The organism is Mucilaginibacter sp. KACC 22773 (assembly GCF_028736215.1).
GTDB lineage: Bacteria > Bacteroidota > Bacteroidia > Sphingobacteriales > Sphingobacteriaceae > Mucilaginibacter.
Genome location: NZ_CP117883.1, coordinates 3,254,994 through 3,278,565 on the forward strand (window position 1 = coordinate 3,254,994; position 23,572 = coordinate 3,278,565).

The following is a 23,572-nucleotide window of genomic DNA, read 5'->3' on the forward strand; positions in this document are numbered from 1 at the left end:
ACTTGTCCATTGGTTCATTGGTGCCGCTTGTATATCCATCAGCCTTGCTAACTGCCCACTGCCAACTGCCTACTCACTTCTAAGGCTCCTGGTCGGGTTAGCCATCGCGGCTTTTATGGTCTGGAAGCTTGATATTATCAGGGCGGTTAACAGCATCCCGCCACCGCTTAGTACAAAAATCCACCAGCTGATGCTGGTACGGTCGGCAAAGCTTTGCATCCATTTGTTCATGGCGTACCAGGCTAATGGCGTAACCAGCGCAAATGCCAGCAGGATAACTAATATTAACTCGGTTGATAGCAGCGCAACTATCTGCGATACTGTGGCGCCAAGAACTTTACGTACCCCTATCTCTTTAGTACGCTGGTTGGTGTTATAAATAGCCAGCCCTAATAAACCCAGGCAGCTGATGAATATAGATAGCCCCGTTGCCCATGTTAACAAAGTTGATGTATGCTGCTCGGCATCGTAGAACCTGGCAATATTTTCATCAAAAAAGTGGTATTCAAAATCATCTTCGGGATAAATTTCCTTCCAGGATACTTCCATCGCGGCAATCGCTTTTTTCCAGTCATCACCGCCGGCCGATTGTGGCTTTAGTGCGATGTGGAAGGTGCCGTTATTGTAGTGGTTAAGCTCGGTTAAAATACATATCGGACTAATTGGCGCATGTAATGATTCGGCATGGAAATCATGTACTACACCGATGATCTGCATTTTTACATCTCCGTTAAAATTGTCGATGTATTTGCCAACCGCATCGGCTGGGTTTTTAAAGCCAATGGCGTGGGCGTAGGTTTCATTTATTAAAAATGCTTTTGAGGTATCACCCGGTAGTAAATTGCGCCCGGCTATTAATTTAATGTGGTATACTTTAATGTAGTTTTCGTCGCCGAATTTTTCAGCCAGCTCCATTTTAATTTCCTTTTTGCCATCGCGGAAAGTAGCCTCGGTTGAGTTACCATTATCAGACGACGGCGCATCTTTGCCCAGGCTTACCAATTGCACCTGTGGCAGGGCGATAATCTTATTTAAAAATACCTGGTTACGGCTTTCTGTGCGATTTTTCCATGGGGAATTGATAATCAAAATAGCATCCTTCTTCAACCCCAGGTCTTTATGCAGCGCGTAATATATTTGCTTGCTAACCAATACGGTAGCCATAATAAAAAATTGGGCTATTACAAATTGCGTTACCGTGAGCGATTTACGCAACCAGGCATTCCGTGTTTTACTGCTGTTTGACGATGCCTGGTTTTTAAGTACCAAAACCGGTTTATAGCCCGATAGTAAAACCGCGGGATAAAAACCGGATAACAAACTCACTACGAATGTAAGCGCCACCAGAAACACAATAAGATTGGGCTCACTTAAAAGATCTAACGTAATCCCTTGAGGAATAAAATCTTTAAACAAGTTGAGGATCACCGGCGCAATCAAAACTGAGATAACGACTGCGATCAGGGTAATAAAAAAGGTCTCGGTCAAAAACTGAATGATAAGTTGAAGCCTGCTGCTGCCCATTGTTTTGCGAATGCCAATTTCTTTGGCGCGTTGGGCAGCCTGCGCTGTTGTTAAATTAACAAAATTGATGCAGCCCAGCAATAATAAAAACATGGCAATGGCAAGCAAGCCGGACAATGTTGTTTTGCTTGCTGTGCGGCCGCCATAAAAAGTACCGTAAAGCGCATTAAAATGAACATCGCTTAGTGGTTGTAAAGCAAAGCTGCGCGTATTGCCTTTATTGGATGGCGTTGGCGGGTTATGTTTTTTTAAAATTTCGTTTAGCTGTTTGATAACTTGCCCGGGCTGGGTTGTGGGCGATAGCTTCACGAACAATTGTGTAGCGGGGCTTGTGCCGCCCCAATGCAAAGGACGCATCTGGTTGCGCAGGGCGCCGTTGTTAACCGCGGTGGCCAGCGAAATAAAGTCATGCGCTTCAAAATCCGAGTTGCCTTTAAGCGGTTCAACAATTCCCGTAACGGTAGTACTTAATGTATCATAAGTAACCACCCTGCCAATCATTTCACTGTATGTTAGTTTAGGGAAATATTTTTTGGCCTGATCTGCCCTCAATACCACTTGGTTTGGTCCGTTAAAGGCAACTCTGGCATTGCCGGAAAGCCAGCTATAGCCAAACAGTTTAAAGTAACGGCCGTCGGTAAGTACTACATTGTCCTGTAACTTAAACCTGACCACCGAGCCCAATTTTTCTGTTATCGATACATTAGGTTGATAGATATTGAAAAACAAAGCCGAAGTTTCAATTCCGCTTACACCGCTGCGCACAGCTTCGGGCATTGGCCCGCAAACGCCGCGGTTGTAGGCAGGCTGACCGCCAAAAGTAAAATTAGTAACCACCCGGTAAATCCGGTCGGCATCCTTGTACTCATTGAAAGTAAAATCAAAATGTACTATCAAATAAATAACCAACGCCGAACTGATCCCGATAGACAAGCCGATTACATTAATAAACGTAAAAAACTTGTGCCGCCAAAAGTTGCGCAGGGCTATTTTAAAATAGTTTTTAATCATTCTTTTTGTTCATTAGTTCACTGGTTCATTAGTTCATTGATCTTATCGCTTCAAAACTTTGTAATAAGCTGCTTACTGCAAACTCACAACTGTCAACTCACTACTCACTGCGAAGGCTTTTTACCGGGTTTGCCGATGCTGCTTTGATGGATTGAAAGCTGATAGTTAAAAAAGCGATGACAACGGCTATTACGCCTGCCATTACAAACACCCACCATTGGATGCTGATGCGGAAGGCAAAATCAAGCAGCCACTTGCTCATGGAGTACCATGCTATGGGTAATGCAATTACCGATGCAATAAGTACCAGTTTTAAAAAGTCTTTAGATAGTTCGGTTACTATTTGAGGGATGCTGGCGCCCAAAACTTTGCGCACGCCTATCTCTTTAACCCGCTGTGTAATGGTGAATGCCGACAAACCAAACAAACCCAAACAAGCTATAAATATGGCAATGAACGAGAATATAGTAAACAAGCTCCCTTGCTGTTGCTCACTGTTGTATAACTTTTGAAATTTATCATCCAGGAAAACATATTCAAACGGGGTCTCGGGCTGATATTTTTTCCAGGCCTGCTCCAGGGTATTAATGGCCTCCTGCACGTGATCACCATCAATTTCAACAGATAACCGGCGATAACTGTTGTTGGCGAATGACGGCATCCGCATCAGTAACGGGATGATATTTTGATGCAGTGATTCAAAATGAAAATCATTAACTACACCTATTATCTTCCCTTTTACGCCACCATAACTAATTTCTTTACCAACGGCGCTCTCGGGGGTTTGCCAGCCCAACACTTTTGCGGCCGAAACATTGATTACATAGTTGTTGGTGTCGGTTCCAAAATCCTTCGAAAAATTACGGCCTGCAGCCATTTTCATGCCGTACGTTGGTATAAAACCGTAATCGGTATTGATGTATTTTACATCTGCGTTTATCATTTTTGACGATCCGTTCTGCATCACCGAAATCCCCTGGTCGTCCAATAATCTGCCCGATGGGATCCGCGACGAACGGGATACATCTTTCACAATACCTTCTTTGGTAACCTCATTTTTAAAAACCTCAAATTGACCGGGGTTAAAAGGATTGGCTGCGGTTAGGATATGATCTTTATTAAAACCCAGCGCCTTTTGCTGCATGTACTTCAATTGCTGAAAAACAATAGTAGTGGCAACAATTAAGATGATAGATATGGAGAACTGAATAACCACCAATACCTTCCTGAACGAAATACTGCCCGACCCTACTTTAACCAGTCCCTTTAATACTTTTACTGGTTTAAATGACGACATAAAGATAGCCGGATAAATGCCGCTGATAATACCAATTACAAAAGGCATTGCAACAACGGCTGTAACTATTTGAGGTTGAAACAACAGATTAAAAGATAATGACAATCCCGAAAAAGTGTTCACCAGCGGGATTACCGCGTAGGTAATGCCAAGCGCCAGTATCAACGAAAATGCGGTTATCAATACCGATTCGCTTAAAAACTGGATAATGATTTCCTTTTGCTGTGCACCAATAACCTTACGGATGCCTATTTCCCTTGCCCTTAAGGCCGAACGGGCGGTTGACAAATTCATGTAATTGATGCAGGCAATAAGCAGGATAAACAACGCAATGGCCGAAAATATCCATACCCTTTTGATATCGCCATTTTGGTCAAGTTCATCATCAAGATGAGAATGCAGGTGGATACTCAGGAATTTTTGAAACGACAGTTTACTGTTCTTTGATTCGCGTGTACCAACGTACTTATCCAAAAAAGCAGGGAACTGCGCAGCCACTTTATCTACGTTATATCCTTTGGGGAACAACAGGTAGGTAAAAAAAGAATTATTGCCCCAGTTGGTTTGCAAACTTTTTCGACCATAAACCGCTGTGTCGTTAAGAGTATTAAATGAAAGCAGCATTTTTGCGTGAAGCTGCGAATTGGTCGGCAGCGGTTCAAAAATTCCGGTTACCTTAAAATTAAACTGGTTGCCCAGCCGCACCACCTTGTTTATCGGGTCTTCATTGCCAAAATATTTATGCGCCATCTCCTCGGTCATCATCATCGTAAACGGATCTGACAATGCCGACTTCGGATCCCCCTGGGTTGTTTTGATATTAAAAAAATCGAAAAAATTCTCATCGGCGAAGTAGCCTTCATTCTCGGTAAGCAATTTGTCTTTATACCTGATCACTAAGCTGCCGCTTGCCGGGTATATACGGGTAACTTTTTTGATATCCGAAAACTCATTTTTGAGCAAGGGCCCAAACGGCGGCGCTACCGCCCCTAAATGAAGCGTTTCTACCCCATCAGGTGTATTAAAGCTGCGGGTAACACGATAAATATCGTCGGCATTGGCATTAAACTTATCATAGCTCGTCTCGTTGATTACGTAAACCACAATCAGCAAACAGCAGCTTAACCCAACTGTTAATCCAAAAATATTGATGAACGATATAAATTTGTGCCTGGTAATGTTCCGTAAAGCACTGCGTAAATAATTCTTTATCATAACGGTGTAGTTAAATTCTAAACTCTAAATACTAATTTAAAAACTCTAAGTCCTAAACTCTAAATCGCAACCTTAAACTATAATTCCTAAATTAACAGGCAATTTTCACCACTCACCACTCACCACTCACCACTCACCACTCACCACTCACCACTCACCACTCACCACTCACCACTCACCACTCACCACTCACCACTCACCACTCACCACTCACCTACTCGTTCCTCAAACTTTTCACAGGGTTGGCCAGGGCCGCTTTTACCGATTGAAAGCTGATGGTTATTGCGGCCACCAGCAATGCAATACAGCCTGCTAATAAAAACACCCACCACTGGATGCTTATACGGTAGGCAAAATCCTGCAGCCATTTGCTCATGGCGTACCAGGTTATAGGGAATGATATGAGCGATGCTATTACAATAAGTTTTAAAAACTCTTTTGATAATAATGTGGTAATACTGCCTGTTGATGCCCCCAAAACCTTACGGATACCTATTTCTTTAACCCTTAGCCTGATCATGAATGCTGCCAGGCCAAACAGGCCCAGGCTGGCTATTATCAGGGCGACAACCGCAAATACGGTAAATATCTTCCCGGTTTGTTGTTCGGATGAGTAAAGCGATGCAAACTTTTCGTCGAGGAAGGAATAGCTGAAAGGTAAATCAGTTTTAAAGCTATCCCATTGTGTGCGCATATCGGCAATAAGGTTTTTAATATCTTTTGTTTTTACCTTAACCATAATTGAACTGATGCTGTGGCCGGGCAATAACATCAGCGGCGCAATCTTTTGCTTTGTGGATACATAATGAAAATCTTTAACTACCCCTACAACAGTATACTGTGCCCTTGCCGAGCGGACAATGGTTTTGCCTATCGGATCGCTTTTGCCCCATCCCAGATCGCGCACCAGTGCCTCGTTAACAACCACGGCCATTGAATCGCCGGGGTACGATGGATAAAAATTACGGCCTTTTACTATCTGAATCCCTAAAGTGGGTATGTAGTGTTCATCCACATGAAAAATATCGGTATGAATTTCGGCATGGCCGCCTTTGTCATTAAATTCCTTGGCATCTATCTGCGTGCCGTCAATACCGCCTCCTGAACCGGGAACACTGCTGGATATGGTAGCATTTATAACCTGTGGATTGCGCAGCAACTCCTGCTTAAATGCGTCAATGTTGTTGCGTAACGAATAAGTTTCATTTATTACCAGTACCTGACCTTTATCATAGCCCAGTTTTTTGTTTTGCATGTAATGCAATTGCTGGTAAACTACAAATGTGGCTATAATAAGTGCGGTAGATACTGCAAACTGGAAAACGATAAGCCCGCTGCGTAAATAGTTTTTGCTGGCCTGTTTGGTAGTCCCCGAGCCGCCCTTTAATACCGCGATGATCTGGAAGCCCGACAATACAAATGCCGGATAAATACCTGCTATAACCCCAACTACAAAAACAAGTAATACCTCGGTAACTATGGCCTGGAAACTCACAAAGAAACTAATATCGATATGCTTGCGCGACAGGTCATTAAAAACCGGCAGCAGCAGGTACACTAATACGATGGCCAGTACCATAGCCCCTAATGTGAGCAATACCGATTCGGTAAGGAACTGTGAAATAAGCCCGCTTTTTTCTGAACCTAATACTTTACGGATGCCAACTTCCTTGCTCCGTTTTGCCGAACTGGCGGTTGATAAATTGGTAAAGTTAATGCAGGCCAGCATCAAAATAAATATAGCCAAAACACCAAATATGTAAACGTAATGAATATCGCCATTAGCTTCCAGCTCGTATTTGGTTGCCGAGTGCAGGTGAATATCCGTTAAGGGCTGCAAATAAAACAGGAAGGTATTTACAGATTTGCTTGCCTCGGCCACGCTTACATTCATGTCGTGGGCAATTTCGGGCACTACAAACTTTTTGACCAGGTCATTCGGAAACGCCGACTCCAGCTTTTTCGGGTCGGCGTTCTTGTTTAGTTTTATATAGGTAAAATAACCAATGTTGCTCCAGGTTTGCTGCGCCGTTCTTACATAATTATTCATGCTAAAAAACGCATCGCCATGAAAGTGGGAATTGTCGGGTACTTTCTCAATAACCCCGGTAACCTTATAAGGCTCCCCGTCTACCAGTAATGATTGGCCTACAGCCGGCGCATTACCAAAGTATTTTTTTGCAAATGCCGCGGTGATTACGGTACTGTTGGGATCTTTGAGGCAGGTTTTGCTTTCGCCATCAATTAAGGAGATAGAAAACAGCTGCAAAAAGTTGACGTCCACCATAAACAGGTGTTCTTCTTTAAACTTTTTGCCATTATATTCAATAAATGATGGTTTGCGGCCGGTAAGCCTGGTTACATCGCTTACCTGCGGATATTGATCTTTAATGCCTTTTGCTACAGCAACATCTACGTTGGGGTACTCGCTTGTTCCCGCGTTTTCAATAGTTTTAATACCAACGCGATAAATCTGCCCGGAATCCTGCGGGTATCTGTCGTAACTTAATTCACTATAAACGTATGCCGTTATCAGCATACAGCAGGCCAGGCCAACCGATAGGCCAAATACATTTATAAACGAAAATATTTTATTGCGTTTTAAACTACGCCACGCGGTTTTAATATAGTTCTTAAGCATTGTGATGTATTTACCCGCTAAGCAGTTTAAAATACATACCAATTATAAAAGTATCTGAAAATCAAACATTTAATTTAAAATTCAAATTACAACTGTACGCAGGCGTAACAGTAGGTGTACGATTATGATACAGGGCGAAAGGTGAAAGGGAAAAGGTTAAAGGCGAAAGGTCAAAGTGTCTTGTAACCTTGAACAACCTTTTCCCTTTCGCCTTTTCCCTTTCACCTCGATATTATTCGTTCCGCAAACTGTTAATAGGGTTGGCCAGTGCGGCTTTGATCGATTGGAAGCTTACGGTTAGCAGCGCTACTATGGCGGTGCCGGCGCCTGCCATTATAAATACCCATACCTGTATAGTTATGCGGTAGGTATAGCCCTCCAGCCATTTGTGCATGCCCCACCAGGCAATTGGCGATGCAATGGCAAAGGCGATGAATACCAGCAGTAAAAACTCTTTGGATAGCATGCCCGTAAGGTTTGATACCGATGCGCCAAGCACCTTGCGTACGCTAATCTCTTTTTGCCTGTTTTGAGCCATATAGGCCGACAAGCCAAATAAACCGAGACACGATATAAAGATGGTTAAGCCGGCAAACAAACTGGCCAGGGTGCCAACTTTTTGCTCGTCGCTGAATTTTTTAGCATACTCGTCATCCACAAAATGATACTCGAAGGGATATTCAGGATTATATTTCTTAAAAACGCCTTCGGCAAGTTTCAGGTTTTGGGCTGTGGTGTTATTGGGGTTAAGCTTGAAGTGTACCACGTTGAACCATGATTTTGGCCCCTGGATAATCATGGCTTTAACAGGCTGATATGGCGATTCGATAATAAAATCCTTAATCACGCCTACTATAACCAAATTGTGGTTGTCGCGCTTGATCACCTGCCCTATCGGGTCTTTAAAACCAACAACTTTTACAGCAGCTTCGTTGAGTAATATCGCTGTTGAGTCTGTTGGGTAAGTATTTACATCGATATCCCTGCCTGCGGCTATTTTTAAACCCATTGTTTTTACAAAGTCGCCATCGGTGTTGTACATAATAAAATCTATCTTCTGGCTTTGATCTTTTCCCTTCCAGTCAAAACCCCAGCTGTCGCTCCAGCGTTGGGTAACCGGCGAATTGGTTTTGGTAACTGATACAGCGGCCCCGCTGCTTACCAGCTCATTGCGGATCATTTTAAAATTTTTATCGATACTGCCCGACATCATGGTGTACACCAGGTTGTCCTTTTTGTAGCCAAGGTCCCTGTTTTGAGCGTACTGCATCTGATCGCGGATAAGAATGGTACAAATGATAAGAAAAATAGCGAATACAAACTGTACCACCACCAATATTTTGCGGGGACTGATTACGGCGTCTACATTTTTAAACGTCCCTTTTAACACGCTAACCGGCTTAAATGACGACAGGAAGAAGGCCGGGTAACTACCCGCAATTGCGCCGGTAAACAAAACAAATCCTAAGCCCGCCAGCCAGAAATAAACACTGGCATAAGGCACAAACAATTGCTTATCGGTTAACTGGTTAAAGCCCGACATGCTGATTTGCACAATAACAATGGCTATTATACCAGCGATAAAAGCTATCAGGATACTTTCGCCTAAAAACTGTATTATAATCGAGCCTTTTTTTGCACCTATCGCTTTCATGATGCCAACTTCGCGGGCGCGCTTTTCGCTCCGGGCTGTGCTTAGGTTCATGAAATTGATACAGGCTATTAATAAGATGAACGCGGCTATAACAGCAAACAACCTTACCGATTCAATTTTACCGCCGGTTATTTTACCGTTTTCAAATTTGGAATATAAATGCCATTTGGCGGCAGGGTGCATAAACACTTCCTGGTCTTTTTGATCGGAGTGCGATTTGGTGATGTTGAGGACTTGCTTGTTAAGCTGATCTTCGGTTACATTGGGTTTAGTAAGTACCCAGGTTTGAACTGAATTATTACCCCAGTACTCATCGTCGCCACCTGTTTTTTTCAGGTAACTCCAGGGCATCAGGTATTCAAAATCAAAACGTGTATTGTTGGGCAAATCTTTCATTACCCCTGTCACCGTAAAATGGTCAACGCTGTCAATACGTACCACTTTCCCCATAGCGTCTTGTTCGCCAAATAGCTTTTTTGCCAGTTTTTGCGTAATTACTATGGAATTAATGGTATTAAGCGCTGTTTTAGGATTGCCCGCCACCAGCGGAAAGCTGAACATGGTCAAAAAATCAGGATCGGTAAAATCACCATTAAGGTTCAGGTGTTTATCGCCAAGGGTGAACAAGAAATTGGCCGATGTTGTGCGGCAGCTTTGTTCAACAGCGGAATAATCCTGCTTTAAAGTTTTCGACATGATTTTAGGTGTGGTTCCCCAGCACCACAGTTTGCCATCAAATACAGCACGGTTATAGGCCTGGTACAACCTGTCGCGGTTTTGATGAAACTGGTCGTAACTCAGCTCATTCTGGATCCAGAACAGGATAAGCGCCGCGCTGGCCATACCTATAGCCAGGCCCGATATATTGATTAATGAAAATGATTTGTTACGCAGCAAATTGCGCCAGGCTATTTTTATAAAATTTTTAAACATACAACCGGGATAAGTTTGAATATCATAAAGACGAAACTTTTATTAACAACGTTGCATCAAAAAGTATAAAGTTATTCACTCCTTAAGCTGTTCACCGGGTTAACCAGCGCGGCCTTTATGGCCTGATAGGCAATGGTTACCGCGGCTATGATAAATGATGATGCTATAGCGATGAAAAATATGTCCGGACCGATGCTAATGTGATATGCAAAATTTTGAAGCCAGTTATGCATCACATAGTAACCCAGCGGCGCGGCTACTAAAAAGGCTATTGCTATCAGGTAAATAAATTCTTTACCAAACAGGGCTACAATACTGTGTATGGGCGCACCCAAAACTTTGCGGATACCAACTTCTTTTGTACGTTGCGATGCGGCAAAAGCTATCAGCCCATATAAGCCCAAGCAACCAATAAGTATAGCGATGTACGAGAATAGCTGAAAAGCTGTGTAAACTTTTTGCTCCTGCCTGTAAAAATTGGCTATATGCTCGTCCATAAACTCGTATTGGAAAACATTATCAGGGAAAAGCCCAAGCCATTGTTTGCCGATAAAAGCAATGGTTTTATTCATTGCGGCGGGCTGAATCCGTATGCTGGCCATGAAAAAGCCCCGCGAATTGTACTCCAACACGCAGGCCCTCCGTTTTTTATGTTTTGATTCGCTTTGGAAATCCTGTACTACGCCCACGATAGTTGATTGTTGATCGCCATTAAGCTTTACGTGTTTGTTCAAAGCAAGTTGCGGATCCTGGATGCCCAGCTTATGCATCATAGTTTCGTTGATTACGATGCTATTCAGTGTATCTTTATCATCTTTTTTCCAGATTTTTTGACCGGCCAGCATGTGCAGCTGAAACATGTCGATATATTTTTCATCAACAAATTTCATCTCGGTAACATCATCTTTGGTAAGTCCAAGCTCGGGCGACTGAAAACTGGTGAAAGAATTATTATATACAGGTCCCCCGTTAGAGAAGCTGAGATCCTTGATACCGGGATTTGTCATCAGTTGCTGTTTAAATACGTCCCGTTTCTCTTTTGTCGGGATACTAACCGTAATAACAGCTTCCTTATTAAATCCAAGGTCCTGGTTTTTAAAAAAGTCCATTTGATGGGCAACTATCAAGGTGCCAACAATTAATATCTGCGAGATGGCAAACTGCGCTATAACCAGGCCTTTACGTAAGGTTAAGCCTTTTGCCGGTATGCCCGCCTGGCTTTTTAATGATTCAACCGGCTGAAATGCCGATTGCACAAATGATGGGTATAAACCAGCCAGGAGGATTACCAGGAAGGTTATTCCCGCTATCCAGGTCATAACTTCGGGTTGTAACAGCTGTTTGGGATCAATAGTTATCGACATCCATTCGCCCGCCCGGGCAAGGAAAAAAGCTGATACCAATACGCCTAAAATTACCGATAGTAAAACCAGGACAGTAGTTTCGCCCATAAATTGCCTTATTAGCTGCGATTTGGTAGCGCCTAACACTTTACGTACCCCAACCTCTTTAGCCCGCCTGATAGCCTGAGCCGTGGCAAGGTTAACGAAATTGATACAGGCGGTAATGATAATAAGCAAAGCAACCCCTATCAGCGCGTAATACGTATCTTTTGAGGTTGGTGTGATAATGTTATTAATATAACGCTGATCGAAATGAACATCTTTTAATGGCTGCAGCGGCAAATGAGCTGCTTTGGCAATATCGGCACCCCAGTTCTTTTTAATAAAAGCGGGTATTTTGCTTTCCAATTGATGGATGGAATACTTTTTAGGGATCACGATATAGGCATAGCTACCGCCCGGGATAGACCAGAAATTACCCATGGCGCCTTTTAACTTCTGTTCGATGGTTTTGAGCGAGATCAGCAACGATGTTGGCGTGCTTGAATTGGGTGGCAAATCTTTAATAATGCCTGCTACTTTAATATCAAACTGATTTTCGAAGTTGATATTTTTCCCCATAGCTTCGCTGTTGCCGAAATATTTTTTGGCGGCGGTCTCGGTAAGTACTACACTATTGGGTTGCGAAAGCGCGGTTTTAGGGTCGCCGGCCAGCCATTGGTAGTCAAAAACCATCGGCGTTTGCCCATCGCCAAAAACTATGTTCTTTTCTTTAAACCGGTTTTCGCCTATCTTAATCATCGCGTCGGGCAGGTAAAAAAGCTGCGTGGTTTGCTCCAGCTCTGGAAAATCAATGCGCATGGCCGGTATTATCGCCAAAGACACGTTCGAGTTAAAATCAAGCGCGTTTAAGGTTACCCGGTAAGTACGGCCGGCCTTGCTGTTGTAGCCGTCAAAGCCCAGCTCATTCCTCACAATAAGGAAGATCACCAAACACGCAGCCACACCCAAAGTAAGCCCAAAAACGTTCAGGAAAGCATAACTAAGGTTGCGCCGGATGTTCCTGAAGGCAATAGTTACATAGCTTTTAATCATGATTTCTGGTATTAAATTTTAAACGCTAAACTCCAAATCGCAATTTCCAAATCCTAAAATTCAAATGCTAACCTAAATTGATACTCCATTTAAATGACCCAAGGTCACTCATTCTTTAAACTATCTACCGGGTTGGCAATCGCCGCCTTAATGGATTGAAAACTTACCGTTATTATAGCAATGATCAATGCACCCGCAGCAGCTACAACCAATACCCACCACTGAATACTTATACGGTAGGCAAAATCGCGCAGCCAAAGATTCATGAGGTACCAGGCTATAGGCGAGGCTATTAAAATGGATATACCCACAAGTTTTATAAAGTCGACCGAGAGCATCCCCGTTATAGCGGCAACACTCGCCCCTAACACTTTACGGATGCCTATTTCCTTGGTGCGTTGCTCGGCAGCGTAGGCTGCTAAACCAAACAGCCCTAAACAAGCTATCGCGATGGCCAGGGTGGTAAATACCATAAAGATTTGCCCGGTGCGCTGCTCCGTACGGTACGAGGCATCAAAATCCTGATCCATAAAAGAGTAGTTGATCTGGATATTGGGGTTCAGCTCTTTCCAGGCGGCATTGATTTGCGCCATCAGCGTTGGCAAGTTATTAGTTTGAACTCGTACGCTAAGGCCTCCGTTATTATCGGCAAGGGTCAATATCACAGGGCTTACATTCTCGTGCAGGGAATTGAAATTAAAGTCTTTTACTACGCCTAAAATACGGTATTGCTTCATGTGTTCCAGGTCGTGCTGGCTGGCCATCGACCTGTAGATAACACTATTTACCGGCTCTTTAAAACCCAGGAACTTAGCCGCAGCCTCATTGATAACAACCCCGTCCGAATCTGTAGGCATATTCCTTGAAAAATTACGCCCGGCAGCTATTTTCATATCCAGGGTAGGCAAATAATCTTCATCAACCTGCCAGTTTTGCGGAAACATGGAGGTTTTTTCGTTTAAGCTGGCGTCTCTGTAATAAATGGCAGTACTTTTCCAACCCGATGTTGGTATAAAGCCGGTCATGGTAGCATTAATAACACCGGGTAGTTCCTTAACCTTTTGCTTAAATATTTTAGCCTGGTTATTAAGTTCGTAAACATTTTTTATGATAAGTACCTGGTTACGGTTATAGCCCAGGTTTTTGGTTTGAATATAATTAAGCTGATTATAAATAACCAGCGTACCGATAATTAAAAATATGGATATGGAAAACTGGAATACAACAAAAAAACTGCGAAGCCTGCCTCCCTTAAAGCCGGTTGCCAGCTTGCCCATCAACACATCAACAGGCTGAAATGCCGACAGATAAAACGCCGGATACGAGCCGGAAAGTATACCTACAACCAACGCAACCAATAGCAGCAGTGGTAGTATCCAGTTTAATGAAGCCGCATTGATGGCAAGGGCTTTACCCGATAATTGATTAAACACCGGCAATAAAAACAACGCAATAATAAAAGCAAGCACAGTAGCTATTACAGTTACCAACACCGACTCGGTTAAAAACTGAGCTATCAAGTGCTTACGCGCCGATCCTAAAACCTTGCGTACCCCTACCTCGCGGGCGCGGTTTGATGAACGGGCTGTTGACAGGTTCATGAAGTTTACACAAGCTATCAGCAGTATAAATACCGCTATCAGCAAAAATATATAAACATACTGCGTAGTACCGTTTGAACCTAATTCGCCGGAGATATTTGATTTGAGGTGAATATCTGTGAGTGGAATTAAATTCAACCTGAAAAAGCTGCCCCGTTTTTCAAACTCGGCATAAGACATGTTTAACTCAGATTTCATTTGCGCACCGCTGAATTTCTCTAATAACGCCGGGAAAGCGGCCTCTAATTGTTTGGCGTATGATTTGTCTTTTAATAATACATAGGTATTATAATCGCTGCGCAGCCACTCTGTCGATTTACTGTCGAGGAAGGACGACATCGAGATAAAAAAGTCGAAATTGAAATGCGACTGTTGGGGTACATCTTTAATTACCCCGGTTACTTTACAAAGGGTATTATCATTAAACAGCAGTGTTTTACCAACTACATTGCTGCTGTTAAAATATTTTTGGGCGGTGGTTTCGGTAATTACCACGCTGTTAGGCTCAACAAGTGCCGAAGCCGCGTTGCCATTGATCATAGGCAGTGTAAACACGCTAAACAAAGAAGGATCAGCAAATGCCACCCTGTTTTCAACCATGTTCAGCGTGCCTTTTTTAACATGCGAGGAGCCGGCGTTTTTTATGCGCGTGGCATTCTCAACATAAGGATATTCGGCAATCAAGGTTTTAGCCAGCGGCGCCATGCAAACCGCATACTTTACGCTGTTATCGCCCAGTTTTAGGTCCTCATTAACCCGGTAAATACGGCCGGCTTTTTCGTTGTACCTGTCGTAACTCAGCTCGTCGGCTACGTACAACACAATAAGTAAGCAAGTGGCCAAACCCAAAGCCAGGCCCAATATATTTATAGCCGTGAAACCCTTGTTCTTACGCAGGCCACGAATGGCGGTTTTTATGTAGTTTCTTATCATAATTAATTCTTGAGTACACCGTGTTAGTTCACTTTTTCATTAATTCATTGGTTTTGTATGGCGGTTCATTGGGTTGGTTATGTGAAATAATGGCCCAAGGTGGTGCAATTTTACTCCCCCCCATCAATGAACCAAGATCATTCACTTCTCAAACTATCTACCGGGTTGGCAATCGCGGCTTTAACCGCCTGAAAGCTAACCGTAGCAAACGCAATTACAAGCGCTATTACTCCTGCCAATGCAAAAAACCACCAACCTATAGCTATGCGGTATGCAAAGTCTTGCAACCATTTGTTCATTGCAAACCATGCCAGCGGAAATGCTATTAGCGATGAGATGATTACCAGCTGTAAAAACTCAATAGACAACATATTTACTATGCCGGTTACAGAAGCACCAAATACTTTGCGAATACCAATTTCGCGGGTACGCTGTATGGTGCTGTATGATGCCAAACCAAATAAGCCCATGCATGAAATACATATGGCCAGCACAGCAAAATACATAAACAGGTTGCCGAAATTAACCTGTGCTGTATACTGTTCATTAAATGTTTCGTCGACAAAAGCATAATTAAAAGGCCGTTCGGGCACCAACGTTTTCCATTTACTTTCAATTGCAGCTATAGTTGCAGAAATATTACTTGGTTGGATTTTAAGGGTAAACATGCTGGTGAGCTTCGGGTTAATACGCATGCATAAAGGTTGTATAGTTTCCTGTAGCGATTGAAAATGGAAGTTTTTTAGCACCCCGATTATTTTACCTGTTCGTTCATCCTGCGAAAAATTTCGGCCAATAGCTTCGGCCGGAGTTCGGTAGCCAAGAATTTTTGCAGCAGCTTCATTTATCACTATGGCTTGCGCGGTATCGGTACCAAACGATTTTGAAAATGTTCGCCCGGCGGCCAGTTTAATTTCAAATTGCGGAATGAAATCATAATCCACCTCATATAAATTAATAAGCATTTGCTGCATAGTGCCGGCCTTATTCTCTAACTTGCAATCGCGATTACCATTGCCAAAACCCGGAATGCCTCTGGAAGCAGTGGCTGATACTACATTTGGAATTTTTTTTAACTCGTTCTTAATTAATTCCGCGCGGTGTCTTACCTCATTATCGTTATGAAAATTAACAACAAGCATCTGTTTTTTTTGAAAACCAAGTTTTTGGCTGCGCATATAGCTTAGTTGATTATAAACTATAACAGTACCTATAATAAGCACTATAGATATGGTAAATTGTGTTATAACCAATCCCTTACGCAGTAAAATACCCCGTTTTGATTTGCTGAACCTCCCGTTTAGGGTAGCTATTGGCTTAAAACCCGAAAGTATCAATGCAGGGTATAAACCTGCTGTAATGCCTATTCCAAACGCTACCATAAAAAGCCGGAATACGTAGCCATGCGAAAAGATACCGGGACTGATCACTTTGCCCGATAATTGGTTGTATATGGGTAACAACGACTGGCTGAACAAAATCGACAGTAAAAAGGCGATCAAACAAATAATAACCGACTCAAATAAAAACTGAATAATCAATTGCGTCCTTGCGGCTCCAACTACTTTGCGGATGCCTACCTCTTTAGCCCTTTCAGTGGCCCTCGCCGTGGTTAAATTGATAAAGTTGATACATGCAATAAGCAAGATAAATAAGGCGATAAGTGAAAAGATACGAACATTATGTAAATCACCAGCGCCTCCTCTGTCTGCATCCATATAAACTTCCTTCAAAGGCTGCAGCACAAAACGATAGTCCGCACCTTCTTTTTTATCAGCCGGGGTATAGTGTTTGTTGGCAAACGCAGATAACTGGCTTTGCAATTTGATATAGTCGTATCCTTTTGGCAGTTCGATATAAGTAGTGCAACCCATATCCGCCCAAACGGCTGCGCTGCCGGGATATAATTTTTGGCGTGTGGCAAATGAAAATGCCATATCAAAACTAAAATGTGAGTTTTGGGGTACATCTTTTACCACTGCGATAACAGACGCCGGGTACTTATCATTAAGCAGCAACGATTTACCAATTGGATTGGTGTTGCCAAAATATCTTTTGGCTGTAGTTTCTGTCATCACTAAAGTAAAGGGTGCCTTGAAACTTTCTTTTACCTCTCCCTTTACAACGGGCAAGGTGAATATTGTAAAAAGTGACGGATCAGCGAAAATGGCTTCGTCTTCCTGGAATTTCAATTCGCCATACTGCACCAAAAATTTTCCGCCGCCAACCCGGGCAATTGATTTTACTTCCGGGTAATCTTGCTGAAGTGAGGGCCCCATTTGTAAAAATGAAGATGAGGTTTTAATTGTTAAATCGGGATGTGTTATATCTGTTGAGACACGATAAATCTGGTCAAATTTTTCATTAAAGCTATCATAACTTAGCTCAAATTTTACATTTATGTAAATCAGGAAACAGGCTGTCATACCTATTGCCAGCCCCAGAACATTTATTATCGAGAAGCCTTTGTGTCTCCAAAGGCTTCTGCATGCAATTTTAATGTAGTTCCTGATCATATTAATAGGTTCACTTTTGGTTCATTAATTCATTGGTAGTATCTGGTGGTTTATGGGTTCGCTTGTTCATTAGTTTTGATTGGGTGGTTTACTTATGGGCTCATGAGTAGCCGCCATAGCTGGCGTTAAGTCATAGCTACAAAATCTAAAATTATCCCACGAATGAACTAATGAACCAGTGAACGATTAGGGGCAAAACAAGCTTACCCCTCCATCGCGGAGAGGTTAGCTTTTAACAACATTAACTTATATAAACTATCTTTTTATTGGGGCAGACGACACTTTGGTTTTATACCATAATGTTTTCTACAACGGCCTGGCCGTCAAGTAACCTTATAATCCGGTGGCTGTAACGGGCATCATGCTCAGAGTGTGTAACCATGATGATGGTTGTACCCTGCTCGTTCAGGTCGGTTAACAGTTCCATTACATCATTACCATTGGTACTATCCAGGTTACCGGTAGGCTCATCCGCAAGGATCAGTTTTGGTTTGTTTACAACCGCGCGGGCAATGGCCACACGTTGTTGTTGACCGCCTGATAACTGTTGCGGATAGTGGTTACGGCGGTGCATAATCTGCATTTTATCCAGCACCTCTTCTACTCTTTTTACACGCTCGGCCGATGGTACGCCGGTGTAAATCAACGGTAATTCAACGTTTTCAAACACGGTTAACTCGTCAATAAGATTAAAACTCTGGAAAACAAAGCCGATGTTGTGCTTGCGCAGGTCGGCGCGTTTACGCTCGGTAAAATGGGCTACTTCAATATCGTTAAAAACGTAGCTGCCTTCATCCGGGTCGTCCAACATTCCCAGGATATTTAACAATGTTGATTTACCACAACCAGACGGGCCCATTATGGCCACAAACTCGCCCGTTGCAATTTCAATTGATAGCTTGTTTAAGGCTATAGTCTCTACCTCTTCTGTGCGGTAAAATTTTTCGAGATTAGTAATTTTTATCATTTGCCCCTCCTGAATCATCTGCCTTTCGGCAGACGATGTTTGTTTGATTTGGTTTATATTATTATTTATTAAATTAATTATCTGTTTATATGACGTTTAGCATCAGCATTTCGTTGCAATAGCACGAGCAAAATATCTATTTTTTGAGCACAAGTTCCTGTATGTCGCCATAAGTTTCATAGCTCGATGTAATTACCTTATCGCCAGGGTTTAAACCATCGGTTACCACAAAATAGTCAGGGCTTTGGCGGCCAAGCTGAATGTTTACTTTATAAGCTCGCTTACCGTCTTCTGCTACTTTAAATATCCAATTGCCACCGGTTTGCTGGAAAAAGCCACCTTTAGGCACAAGTACAGCTGTGGTTTCATCGCTTAATGCAAGTCTTACTTGTAAAGTCTGATTTTTGCGGATTCCCTTGGGTACTTCGCCTACAAATTGCATATCAACCTGAAACCTACCTGTGCCCGCAATTACAGTTGTAAACACTTTTTTAATTACCAGATTGTAGTTTTTTTCAGCAAACTGGAAGTCACCTTTCAGGCCAACAAACACCCGGGATAAATAATGTTCATCTATATCAACCCTAACTTTATAACCCGATTGTACGTCAATCTGGCCTAAACGTACGCCTTTGGCTTTGCTTTGGCCTACTTCAGCATCAAGACTTGTCAACTGACCATCTATAGGTGCCCTTAGTGTAAGGCTTGCGACCTTTTTACGCATTAGGGCCAATGCTGTCTTCATCTGGGCATAATGTTCCTGCGATTGCACCTCCTGCTGTTTAACCAATGTGGTATCCTGTTTTAATATCTGGATGGCAAGTTTCCTGCGGTTTACCTGGTATTCATAATTGTTTTTTGCCGATTGGTATTCCTGCAAACCCAACGCTTTTTGATCATAAAGCCTTTTATCTAAATCGTATATCCTTTTAGCTTCTTTATAAGCATTATCTACATCGGCCATTGTGTTTAATTTGTTAATGGTGGCCTGGTTGGCGTTGTTATGTGAAATTTGCATTTGGGTCTGCTCTGCAAATACCTGCGATTCCTGAGCAGCCAGACTTAGCTCTTCATCAACGTTACTTAGTTTCAATATCGGATCGCCTTTTTTAAGCATGTCACCATCTTCAACATAACGCTCTTCAACCTCGCCGCCTTCTGTTGCGTCAAGAAAAATGGTGGTCAATGGCATCACGGTACCGTTAACAGGTATAAACTCCTGGAACGGGCCTTTTGTTATAGTACTGATAGTTATGCGCTCTGTATCAACATCCAATTTGCTTTTGCCCGATGTAAAATAAATACTGCCCCCTATTAATAAAATTATGCCTGCAATACCAGCAATAGTTAATATTCGTTTGCTGTTCCAGGTCTTTTTCTCAATTTTTCTGTCCACTGTAGTTTATGATATTTTGAATAATGGTTACAAAAACACATGCCACAAATTAAAACACTGTTTTTCAATACATTAAATACATATTACGTATTTAGGGCGTACGCTTCTGTTACATCAAGTGTACGGTAATGATACAGTGTGCGCGAGTAGCGAATTGTGAGTGGTGAGTGGTTGGTTAATTTTCAATTAAATAGAATTTATACATTCTTTCAATGCGCCGTTTCTGTTTATTTTAAATTGCCTTTCCCTGGAGGTACCCGCCGAAATGAGCACAAAACCAGTAGGTATTTCTTCAAGCCAGCTGCAAATGCATTGTTTTTCGCCCATTCTCCGTTATACCTTACCTTCCCGACAGAACAAATCTCAACACTACAAGCCATTGTCAATCATAACAAATATACCTCACAACTCACCATTCACAACTTACCGCTCATCATTTTTTGCCGGCCGTATAAAACTTAAGTATGCAATTATTAATTTGCAGAAAGTTTTGTTTGCTTCATGGTTCATTATTGATGGTTAATGGCAGGAGGTTTGTTGCAGCTGGTTCATGGATCATAGTTAATGGTTCATGGCTAAGATTAGCAACTGCCGGTACTGTAACATTTACTGTTTAACAGGCGTCTGTCATATAACAATCAACAAAATAGGGCCATGAACCATGAACTATCAACTATGAACCTAAAAACATGATACTAAAAAAAGCTACTATTCTTATTGTTGATGACGACCCGGATGTACTAACTGCCGTAAAGCTGCTGTTAAAAACCCAGGCCGGCGAGGTAATAACCGAGAAAAACCCCGAAAACCTGAACTGGCTGCTGCAACGCAACGAGGTTGACCTGGTTTTGCTTGATATGAACTTTAACAGTGCCATTAACACCGGCAACGAAGGTTTGTACTGGCTGCGCAAAGTTAAAGACTGGAAGCCCAACGTTTGCGTAATTATGATAACCGCCTATGGCGATATCGACCTGGCCGTACGCTCATTAAAAGAAGGCGCCGACGACTTTGTGGTAAAACCATGGCATAACGAAAAGCTGATAGGCACTATAAAAGAGCTATTGGATAAAAAAGAAGGTGGCGCCAAAGCCACCAAAGCACCTGCGAAAAATACGGCCGGGGATACATCGATATTGGGCGAATCGGAAGTGATGCAGGATATTTTCCATAAAGTAAATAAAATAGCCCCTACCGACGCCAATATTTTGCTGTTGGGCGAAAACGGCACAGGTAAAGATTTGATGGCCAAAGCCATTCACGAGCGCTCATTACGCGCCGATAAGCCTTTTATTAAAGTTGATGTAGGCGCCCTTACCGATACCTTGTTTGAAAGCGAATTATTTGGCCACAAAAAAGGCGCTTTTACCGACGCGCGGGAAGACCGCGCCGGTCGTTTTGAAGATGCCGATGGCGGTACACTGTTTTTAGACGAGATTGGCAACATTAGCTTACAGCAACAGGCTAAATTACTAACCATACTGCAAAACCGGCAAGTAACCCGGTTAGGGACCAATAAGGCGGTTGATGTAGATATCAGGCTGATATGTGCCACCAATGTACCGATGAGCGAACTGGCGAATGAAAACCGTTTCAGGAAGGATTTAATTTACCGGATAAACACCGTAGAAATTAATATGCCACCCTTACGCCGCCGCAGCGAAGATATTGTGATTTTGGCCAGGCATTTTGCCAAATTGTATGCCGGCAAGTACCTTAAGGCTGCCGTTGATTTTGATGGCCCGGCTTTAACAAAATTAAAATCATACAATTACCCCGGTAATGTACGCGAGCTGCAATATACTATTGAACGCGCAGTTATTATGGCCGACGACAGTACGCTGAGGCCCGATGACCTTATCTTTTCAATACTGGAAACGCAAACGGATAACAACATCAATGATGATAACATTCAGTTGAGCACACTGGAGAAGAATGCTATTTTAAAAGTTATTGAAAAGCATAATGGCAACATTACCCGTGCCGCCAAAGAATTGGGATTAACCCGTACTGCCCTGTACCGCAGATTAAGCAAATATGATATTTAACCGTTACGAATGGCGGCTATTGCTGCGTGTGTTTTTGTTATTCCTGGCACTTACTGCCGCCGCTTATGTAACGGTTAAAGGCCAGCCGCTATACCTGGTGATATTCGTCCCCCTGGTAATTTACGCTGTGATAGAGATGATACGCTTTCAGAAAAAGGCGCAGGACGAGGTAAACCAGTTTGTCGAATCTATACACTACCGCGATTTCTCGCGCCATTTTGATGTGCGCAAGGCCCCAAACGAATTAAAGCCGTTACGCAAGGGCTTTAACGATATCAATACCACCTTTAAATTAATAAGCCGCGAACGCGAAACACAATACCATTACCTGCAAAAGATACTGGAGCTGGTAGATACGGGCATCCTATCGTATGAGGAAGATACCGGCACCATCAGCTGGATAAATGAGGCTTTTAAAAAACTACTCAGCATTCCCTACCTTAAAACTATCCAATCGCTCGAAAAACGGGAGCCGGCGCTTTACCATGAGTTACTTAAGCTAAAACCCGGGGAAAGCAATATCATCAGCATTATCCGTAACCAGCAGATGGTAAAAATTTTAATAACATCCAGCATGATGCGCAGCGACGATAAGTTGTATAAACTACTGGCTTTTCAAAACGTGAGCGAAGCGCTGGACGAAACGGAATCAAAAGCATGGTCGAAATTACTGAACGTGATGACGCATGAGATTATGAACTCGGTTGCCCCAATTTCGTCATTGGCAGATACCTTGAAAAACCGGCTGCAAAGCCCCGAAATTACTGAAACGATGGAGGCTACCGAACTGGAGGACTTGGAGCTGGGTATAGATACCATTAAACGCCGCAGCGACGGCTTGCTGAAGTTTACCGAAAGCTACCGCAGCCTGAACAAGATAACCAAGCTGGAGCGTGACAGGATACTGGTACGCAACCTGTTCGAGAACCTGAACAGCCTGATGAAGCCAACGCTATCTAAAAAGAATATCGAGTTGGAAATTATACTGCGCGACCCTGCCCTGGCCATTGAGGCTGATATAAACCTGATAGAGCAGGTAATGATTAACCTGCTGGTGAATGCCATTGAAGCCGTTAAAGACCGCGATGAGCCCCGCATTACACTATCTGCCGAGGCGCAAAACAACAGCAAAACCCTGGTTAAAATAACTGATAACGGTATGGGTATGCCGCACGAGTTGCTGGATAAAATTTTTATCCCCTTCTTCAGCACCAAAAAAACCGGCAGCGGTATCGGGCTGAGTTTGTGTAAACAGATCATGCTGCTGCACAAAGGCAATATCCAGGTATTATCTACCGAGGGCAAGGGATCATCGTTTATATTGCAGTTTGTGCCGTAAGGCGAGCCCCCTCCGCCCCCTGAAGGGGGAACTTTTTGATTGGCAGGATTGATTATCAA

The 23,572-nt window shown here is 42.9% G+C and carries 11 protein-coding genes; 2 read left to right on the forward strand and 9 right to left on the reverse strand.

Annotated elements, in window-relative coordinates; genetic code table 11:
- Nucleotides 1–69: 69 nt before the first annotated feature.
- The 9 genes from PQ469_RS13625 to PQ469_RS13665 all read right to left on the reverse strand — a co-directional run bounded on the left by PQ469_RS13625 (nucleotide 70) and on the right by PQ469_RS13665 (nucleotide 20,126).
- Complete coding sequence (locus PQ469_RS13625) at nucleotides 70–2,535, reverse strand: FtsX-like permease family protein (RefSeq protein ID WP_274213445.1); 2,466 nt, start codon at nucleotides 2,533–2,535, stop codon at nucleotides 70–72.
- A gap of 100 nt (nucleotides 2,536–2,635) precedes the next feature.
- Nucleotides 2,636–5,047 (reverse strand): ABC transporter permease, encoded by a 2,412-nt coding sequence (locus PQ469_RS13630; protein ID WP_274213446.1) that lies wholly within the window; start codon nucleotides 5,045–5,047, stop codon nucleotides 2,636–2,638.
- A gap of 214 nt (nucleotides 5,048–5,261) precedes the next feature.
- Nucleotides 5,262–7,688, reverse strand: a complete 2,427-nt coding sequence (locus PQ469_RS13635) for an ABC transporter permease (RefSeq protein WP_274213447.1) — start codon at nucleotides 7,686–7,688, stop codon at nucleotides 5,262–5,264.
- Between the two features lie 232 nt (nucleotides 7,689–7,920).
- Nucleotides 7,921–10,275: an ABC transporter permease gene (locus PQ469_RS13640; protein ID WP_274213448.1), complete on the reverse strand. Its 2,355-nt coding sequence runs from the start codon at nucleotides 10,273–10,275 to the stop codon at nucleotides 7,921–7,923.
- Nucleotides 10,276–10,346: 71 nt separating this feature from the next.
- Nucleotides 10,347–12,713 carry an ABC transporter permease gene (locus tag PQ469_RS13645; RefSeq protein WP_274213449.1) on the reverse strand — a complete coding sequence of 789 codons (2,367 nt, stop codon included), beginning with the start codon at nucleotides 12,711–12,713 and terminating at the stop codon, nucleotides 10,347–10,349.
- Nucleotides 12,714–12,817: 104 nt separating this feature from the next.
- Nucleotides 12,818–15,247, reverse strand: coding sequence for an ABC transporter permease (locus PQ469_RS13650; protein ID WP_274213450.1), 2,430 nt, complete (start codon nucleotides 15,245–15,247; stop codon nucleotides 12,818–12,820).
- A gap of 137 nt (nucleotides 15,248–15,384) precedes the next feature.
- On the reverse strand, nucleotides 15,385–17,763 hold the full coding sequence (locus tag PQ469_RS13655; RefSeq protein WP_274213451.1) for an ABC transporter permease: 2,379 nt from the start codon (nucleotides 17,761–17,763) through the stop codon (nucleotides 15,385–15,387).
- A 289-nt stretch (nucleotides 17,764–18,052) separates the two neighbouring features.
- Complete coding sequence (locus PQ469_RS13660; RefSeq protein ID WP_090652755.1) at nucleotides 18,053–18,730, reverse strand: ABC transporter ATP-binding protein; 678 nt, start codon at nucleotides 18,728–18,730, stop codon at nucleotides 18,053–18,055.
- Between the two features lie 136 nt (nucleotides 18,731–18,866).
- Nucleotides 18,867–20,126 carry an efflux RND transporter periplasmic adaptor subunit gene (locus PQ469_RS13665; protein WP_274213452.1) on the reverse strand — a complete coding sequence of 420 codons (1,260 nt, stop codon included), beginning with the start codon at nucleotides 20,124–20,126 and terminating at the stop codon, nucleotides 18,867–18,869.
- Between the two features lie 689 nt (nucleotides 20,127–20,815).
- On the opposite strand from PQ469_RS13665, the gene PQ469_RS13670 reads away from it, so the two are divergent.
- Together PQ469_RS13670 and PQ469_RS13675 are read left to right on the forward strand one after the other, a co-directional pair.
- On the forward strand, nucleotides 20,816–22,174 hold the full coding sequence (locus PQ469_RS13670; protein ID WP_274213453.1) for a sigma-54-dependent transcriptional regulator: 1,359 nt from the start codon (nucleotides 20,816–20,818) through the stop codon (nucleotides 22,172–22,174).
- On the forward strand, nucleotides 22,164–23,513 hold the full coding sequence (locus PQ469_RS13675; RefSeq protein WP_274213454.1) for a sensor histidine kinase: 1,350 nt from the start codon (nucleotides 22,164–22,166) through the stop codon (nucleotides 23,511–23,513). Before PQ469_RS13670 ends, PQ469_RS13675 begins: the two co-directional genes overlap by 11 nt.
- Nucleotides 23,514–23,572 lie beyond the last annotated feature (59 nt).

What these genes read in the sequence shown, in the direction of transcription:
- PQ469_RS13635 (WP_274213447.1), bottom strand. Translation starts at nt 7,688, where the DNA reads ATGCTTAAGAACTATATTAAAACCGCGTGGCGTAGTTTAAAACGCAAT.
- PQ469_RS13640 (WP_274213448.1), bottom strand. Translation starts at nt 10,275, where the DNA reads ATGTTTAAAAATTTTATAAAAATAGCCTGGCGCAATTTGCTGCGTAAC.
- PQ469_RS13670 (WP_274213453.1), top strand. Translation starts at nt 20,816, where the DNA reads ATGATACTAAAAAAAGCTACTATTCTTATTGTTGATGACGACCCGGAT.
- PQ469_RS13650 (WP_274213450.1), bottom strand. Translation starts at nt 15,247, where the DNA reads ATGATAAGAAACTACATAAAAACCGCCATTCGTGGCCTGCGTAAGAAC.
- PQ469_RS13630 (WP_274213446.1), bottom strand. Translation starts at nt 5,047, where the DNA reads ATGATAAAGAATTATTTACGCAGTGCTTTACGGAACATTACCAGGCAC.
- PQ469_RS13675 (WP_274213454.1), top strand. Translation starts at nt 22,164, where the DNA reads ATGATATTTAACCGTTACGAATGGCGGCTATTGCTGCGTGTGTTTTTG.
- PQ469_RS13645 (WP_274213449.1), bottom strand. Translation starts at nt 12,713, where the DNA reads ATGATTAAAAGCTATGTAACTATTGCCTTCAGGAACATCCGGCGCAAC.
- PQ469_RS13660 (WP_090652755.1), bottom strand. Translation starts at nt 18,730, where the DNA reads ATGATAAAAATTACTAATCTCGAAAAATTTTACCGCACAGAAGAGGTA.
- PQ469_RS13625 (WP_274213445.1), bottom strand. Translation starts at nt 2,535, where the DNA reads ATGATTAAAAACTATTTTAAAATAGCCCTGCGCAACTTTTGGCGGCAC.
- PQ469_RS13655 (WP_274213451.1), bottom strand. Translation starts at nt 17,763, where the DNA reads ATGATCAGGAACTACATTAAAATTGCATGCAGAAGCCTTTGGAGACAC.